Origin of the sequence: Caballeronia sp., from assembly GCF_049581465.1 — a bacterium.
Lineage (GTDB): Bacteria > Pseudomonadota > Gammaproteobacteria > Burkholderiales > Burkholderiaceae > Caballeronia.
Window position 1 is genome coordinate 1 of record NZ_JBAUSA010000513.1, and the last position, 5,649, is coordinate 5,649.

5 protein-coding genes and 1 pseudogene are annotated in these 5,649 nt (G+C 59.7%); all 6 read left to right on the forward strand.

What is annotated here, in order from left to right; translation table 11 throughout:
* Window positions 1-220 (forward strand): hypothetical protein (locus WCA53_RS12530; protein WP_423910160.1); only part of this gene is annotated, 220 nt, incomplete at its 5' end.
* Between the two features lie 61 nt (window positions 221-281).
* The gene (locus WCA53_RS12535; protein ID WP_423910165.1) at window positions 282-866 is read left to right on the forward strand and encodes a Uma2 family endonuclease; all 585 of its coding nucleotides are present in this window, start codon (window positions 282-284) and stop codon (window positions 864-866) included.
* Window positions 867-872: 6 nt separating this feature from the next.
* Window positions 873-1,882 (forward strand): annotated as a pseudogene (locus tag WCA53_RS12540) (IS3 family transposase); the annotation flags it as partial.
* 784 nt (window positions 1,883-2,666) lie between these two features.
* Window positions 2,667-3,158: a hydroxyquinol 1,2-dioxygenase gene (locus WCA53_RS12545; RefSeq protein ID WP_423910168.1), complete on the forward strand. Its 492-nt coding sequence runs from the start codon at window positions 2,667-2,669 to the stop codon at window positions 3,156-3,158.
* Between the two features lie 35 nt (window positions 3,159-3,193).
* A complete protein-coding gene (locus WCA53_RS12550; protein WP_423910171.1) occupies window positions 3,194-4,186 on the forward strand; it encodes a hydroxyquinol 1,2-dioxygenase in 993 nt (330 codons plus the stop codon).
* Window positions 4,187-4,295: 109 nt separating this feature from the next.
* On the forward strand, window positions 4,296-5,649 hold a 1,354-nt coding region (locus WCA53_RS12555), incomplete at its 3' end, for an aldehyde dehydrogenase family protein (protein WP_423910174.1).

Sequence of the window (5,649 nt, forward strand, 5' to 3'; positions counted from 1 at the left end):
GAAGCTAAAATTCTCGTCGAAAATCGGCGATAGCTTTTCAAAAGGTGCCTACGAGTGCGCACCAGCGCCTACGGCGCGTCTCCAAAATCTTGTCCCGCAGTTCTTCTCTTCAACGTCTTTGGAATTAAATGATGCAGACGGCTACTGTGAAGCGGTTCGACGATGGGAAGTGTTTTGGCTAAGAGCACGCTTAGTTCATGCCGCACGCGACAATGCTTGATTTACCCGCGCTCTCCACGCGCCTACGTACTACAGTTAATTTGCCGTCAGGACAGCGCGCCATGAAAACGCATTTGCTACAACAAGATTCGCTCCTTGCTATCTGGCGCACGTTAGCGGTTCGGCGCGACTTCGCTGTCCCCGGATTTGAACTCAGCCCGACCGGCGATATTTTGGTTCGGGACGAAGACCCCTGGCATCAAATATTTAAAACCGACGTGTTTTGCCAACTCGCCACCCAATTGGGTCCCCGCGTGGCGTTACGCCTCCCTGTTATCACCCGGTCTTTCGGTGTCCTCGTTCCTGATGTCGTCTGGATGCCAGATGAAAAGTGGCCCGACGATGATGCGGAGCAAGCGACCAATCCCTTGACCTTCGCCCCGGACCTGTGCGTGGAGGTGCTGTTCGGCAATGCCGTGTGTGCGGTCAGTCTCGACAACAGGATTCAGGCCTACCTGCGTAGCGGAGCGCAAGAAGTCATCGTCGTGGGAGCCGATGGGACCGTCGAGTTTCGGGGCCGCGAAGGCGTACGCGGGCGTTCGGTGTTCAACGTGACGCTTGACCTCGGTACCTCCTACTTCTTCGCGGCAGGGTCTGAACGGCGCCCGCTGCAGACCCGCAGCGCAGAGCCACTTCCGAAAAGTTGATGCACGCAGTCAGGCTGTCGGCGGCAGAAGGCCTGCGACGAGCTGGGCCTGAGCCTGCGCACGTTCCAGCGCTGGGCGGGCGACGGTGACGCGGTGCACGCCGATGGTCGTACCACGACCGAACGGCCGCCGCCGAGTAACCAGCTGAGTGAGGCCGAACGGCAACAGATTCTTGAGGTAGCCAATAGTGCGGAGTTTGCCAGCTTGCCGCCCAGCCAGATCGTGCCAAGCCTGGCGGATCGCGGATCGCGGAGTGTATGTCGCGTCGGAATCGAGCTTTTACCGCGTGCTGCGGCGCCTCGCAGCAGCACCACCGGGGGCGTGCGCGCAAGCCCTCGACCCGGGTGGTGACCAGTCATTGTGCGACAGCGCCGAATCAGGTCTGGTCGTGGGACATCACGTGGCTGCCGGCGGCGGTCAAAGGACAGTACTACGACTGGTACATGATGCTGGACGTGTTCAGCCGCAAGATTGTTGCTCACGAAGTGCATGAAGCCGAATCGGCGGAACTGGCCGCGTTGCTGATGCGGCGTGCCAGTCTGGCCGAGGGCCTGGCAGGACGTCCTCTGGTGCTGCACTCGGATAACGGCAGCCCGATGAAGGGTGCGACGATGCTTGCCACTCTGGAGAACTTGGGGGTTGCGGCCTCGTTTAGCCGGCCGCGTGTGAGTAATGACAACCCGTACGCAGAGTCGCTGTTCCGCACCTGCAAGTACCGGCCCGAGTACCCACGCAGGCCGTTCGGCAGCGTGGATGAGGCCCGTGCCTGGACGCAGAAGTTCGTGCATTGGTACAAACAGGAGCACAAACAAAGCGGCCTGAAATTCGTCACGCCGGCGCAGCGCCACAACGGAGTAGCCGCCGCAGTGCTTGCGCAACGTGAAGCCGTTTATGCAGAGGCCAGGCAGCGCAATCCACAGCGTTGGTCCCGGTCGACGCGCAATTGGGAATTGAAGGATGAAGTCTGGCTCAATCCGGAGCGTATGCAGCCGGAAGAACTAAAGCAGTTTGCTTGAAGTGACGCGACAACTACGTTGACAACCGCCGTACCCGAAAGCACGCTTGATGTCCTCGCAAGGCTCGCCCGACTGGACACTGATCGACTTGTGCGAATTCAAACGCCGTCGGACTGGATGGTAGATCGCCACGACCTACCGTATTGCTTCAGATGCCTGCTACTCAATCCGCTTGACGTCACCGCCCCTCGCTGGAAGCGGCGATGGCTCGATCCAGGTATCAACGTTTGCGAAGAACATGGGACAGACCTGGAGCAAATTCCAGCATCGATTCCACGGCGAGCATGGAACATGAATCGCCTGCTTTCACTCGTCAGCAAATATCGACGTCGGCCCTCCGGAATCCAGCGGTCTAAGCGATATTGGCAAAATTAGCGTACCCATTAGCATAATTAACGAAGCTCAACAATTGCTTTGGTAGTCTTCATCGTCACAATGTGGTACTTCCAGAGCAAGCCTTAGGTATAAGCCAAGTCGCCGTGCGCATCTCTCTAACCAATATCCGGTCGTTACCGATCGCGAGTCTCGTTCTTTCCGAACGCCCCAAAGCACACTAAAACAGCCTTCGGTTTACGCGCAGTCTGGCTTCGGAAATCCCATATAGTGAATGCGAGTTTCTGCCTTTAGTATTCCGGACATGAATTCATAGCGGCTCGTCCTTGGGTTCGAATCGCAGTGGCTAGGCTGTGGCCAAATGCTTCTTCGAACGGATGTTGGCAGCCTGACCTGCTCCATGAACACCGCCACCCGGAATGTAGTAACGCCCGTTTTTAGAGAGGAAGACATGCAACAGACACAGTTCGGCAGCCTCGATCATTTCCAGAAAGGTTCCGTCGAAGTCATCAAGGGCAAGCCTGAGCACTACGCGATGTCGAACGTGTTCGAAGTCGCGAAAAAATCGGCGCCCTTCGAGAAAGTCGTCGTCGGCAAGAATCTCAAGTATGTGATCGAGACGTTGCGCGCAGAAGGTTCGTCGCCGTGGTTCGCTGCGTCGCACGATGAGTTTGCGGTCGCGCTCGATGGCGAGATCGATGTGTACTTCATCAAGCCTTCGGATGGCCCGCTTGTCGATGCCCAGACGGAAGGCACCGTGCAACTGGCAGGCAAGCCTTCGGGCCAGTCGATGGGCTATGTGCGTTTGAAGCGCGGCCATCAGGCGCTGCTGCCTGCCGGCGCTGCGTATCGCTTCGAAGCGGTGAAGCCGGGCGTGCTGCTCGTGCAGACGATCCTCGGACGCTGCTCGGTCGAGAAGTGGGCCGAGATCTGCATTCACTGACCATCATGCCCATCGATCATTCTCTGGAGTCAACCATGGATAACGTAACCGGCCTGCACGTCACCGCGACCAACCCTGATTCCGTCACCGGCTACCGCAGCTTCCGCCTCGGCGACTTTGAATTCAGCCGCGATGCGTACTTTGCGACGATTCGCTGGCCGTCGAAAGGCGAGACGCGCTCGCATCAGATTCACGCCGACGACTTCCTGCGCGCGATGATGCGCGACGTCGCGTGGGGCTTCTTTTACGGCTGGGTCAACTTCGATGAAGTGATCGGCACGCGCAACCATTACGGCAAGGTCGACCTGTATGCCGGCGCGTATAACGCGAACTACAAGCAAGCGGGTATCGACCACATGCAGCAGTTCGACACGCCGCTCATCATGGCGACGTTCAAGGCGATCCTGAAGGACTGGGTCAACGAAGGCTTCGACCCGTTCGCGGCACCTGAGGAAACTGGCTCGGCCTTTGGCACGAAGCACGGCGACAACAGCGCCGCCATCGAGCGCACACGCATCGCGACCAGACGCATGCCCGGCATACAGGGCGACTCGCCGCTGCGCGACGATCTGCCCGTGAACCGACAGTTCGGCGACGTCATGCAGGATGAGCCGGAGATTCACGCTGAACCCGGTTTCGAGCAGGCACTGCATGCGTTCAGCCTGTTCAAGTATCTGTCGCGCTCGGACGTGACGTGGAATCCGTCGGTCACCTCCGTGTGTCAGCAGAGCCTCTTTTGCCCGACTACCGAAGAATTCGTGTTGCCGGTTTTTCATGGCAACGATCGCGTCGAGTGGTTCTTGCAACTGTCCGACCAGATCATCTGGGATGTGGCCGACAAGGACAGCGGCGAGCCGCGTGCACGCATCACGATGAACGCCGGCGATATCGCCGCGATGCCGGCCGATATCCGCCACAAGGGCTATTCGCAGAAGCGCTCGATGCTACTCGTGTGGGAAAACGCGACGCCCGACCTTCCGAAGCGCTACGAAAGCGGTGAACTGCCGCCGTATCCGATCCAGATGTAACTCTTTCAGGCATTTCCCCGACCTTAGTCGAATGGCGCCGAACACCGCCGGCGCCACGGGGAATGTCACGTCCAGGCTTTCCGCCCGGTCTCACTTGCGCAGGACTGACATGCAAACGCAACTCTTTATCGGTGGCCGCTTCGTACCGGCCGCAAACGGCGAGACGCTCGCCACGCTGAATCCGCACGACAACTCGGTGATTGCCGAAGTGTCGATGGCCGGGCCCGCCGATATCGACCGGGCTGTCGCGGCAGCAAAGGCCGCGTTTCCGAAATGGAGCAATCTCGCGGCGGCTGAGCGCGGGCGTCTTCTGCTGAAGCTTGCGGATGCCATCGAAGCCAACGCAGACCGGCTTGCACGTCTCGAATCGCTGGATACGGGGCATCCGATCCGCGATACGCGCCACCTCGACGTGCCGCGCACCGCTACCACGTTCCGCTATTTCGGCGGGATGGCCGACAAGTTCGAAGGCTCGGTGATCCCGGTCGAACAGGGCTTTCTGAATTACCTGACGCGCGAGCCGGTCGGTATCGTCGGGCAGGTGGTGCCGTGGAATTTCCCGCTGATGTTCACAAGCTGGAAGATGGCGCCCGCGCTCGCCGCCGGCAATTGCGTGATCATGAAACCGGCGGAACTGACGCCGCTCTCCAGCCTCGCCATCGCCGAGCTGATGGCCGAAGTGGGTTTTCCGGAAGGTGTCGTCAACATCCTTCCGGGCCTCGGCCATGTGGCAGGCCAGTACATGGCCGAGCATCCGGAGATCAGCAAGATCGCGTTCACGGGTTCGACGGCGGTGGGTCGCAAGATCGTTCAGGCGTCGAGCGGCAACCTGAAGAAGGTTCAACTGGAACTCGGCGGAAAGGGCGCGAATATCGTGTTCGGCGACGCGAACATCGATGCCGTCGTGCAAGGTTCCGCCTTTGCGATCTTCCACAATCAGGGGCAGGCGTGCATCGCCGGATCACGGATGATCGTGCATGAATCGATCGCGGATCAAGTGCTCGAAAAGTTCGTCGCACTGAGCCGCACGATCAAGATCGGCGATCCGCTCGATCCGTTGACGGAGATGGGACCGCTCACGTCGCGCCAACACCGCGACCGTGTGCTGTCGTTCGTCGACATCGCGCGCGAACAAGGTGGACGCGTGCTCGCAGGCGGAAAAGCGCCCGATGCCGCGGCGCTCGCGAACGGCTGCTATGTCGAGCCGACCATTGTCGAAGCGAAGCCGGAACATCGCGTATCGCAGGAAGAAGTCTTCGGGCCGTTCATGACGGTCACGACTTTCCGCACCGATGAAGAAGCGCTCGCGATTGCAAACGGCACCGAATACGGTCTTGGCGCGGGTCTCTGGACACGCGATCTGCAACGCGCGCATCTGATTGCGCGTGAGATCCGCAGCGGCATGGTGTGGATCAACTGCTATAAACGCGTGAGCCCGGGGTCGCCTTTCGGTGGCGTCGGGG

What these genes read in the sequence shown, in the direction of transcription:
- WCA53_RS12535 (WP_423910165.1), top strand. Translation starts at nt 282, where the DNA reads ATGAAAACGCATTTGCTACAACAAGATTCGCTCCTTGCTATCTGGCGC.
- WCA53_RS12545 (WP_423910168.1), top strand. Translation starts at nt 2,667, where the DNA reads ATGCAACAGACACAGTTCGGCAGCCTCGATCATTTCCAGAAAGGTTCC.
- WCA53_RS12550 (WP_423910171.1), top strand. Translation starts at nt 3,194, where the DNA reads ATGGATAACGTAACCGGCCTGCACGTCACCGCGACCAACCCTGATTCC.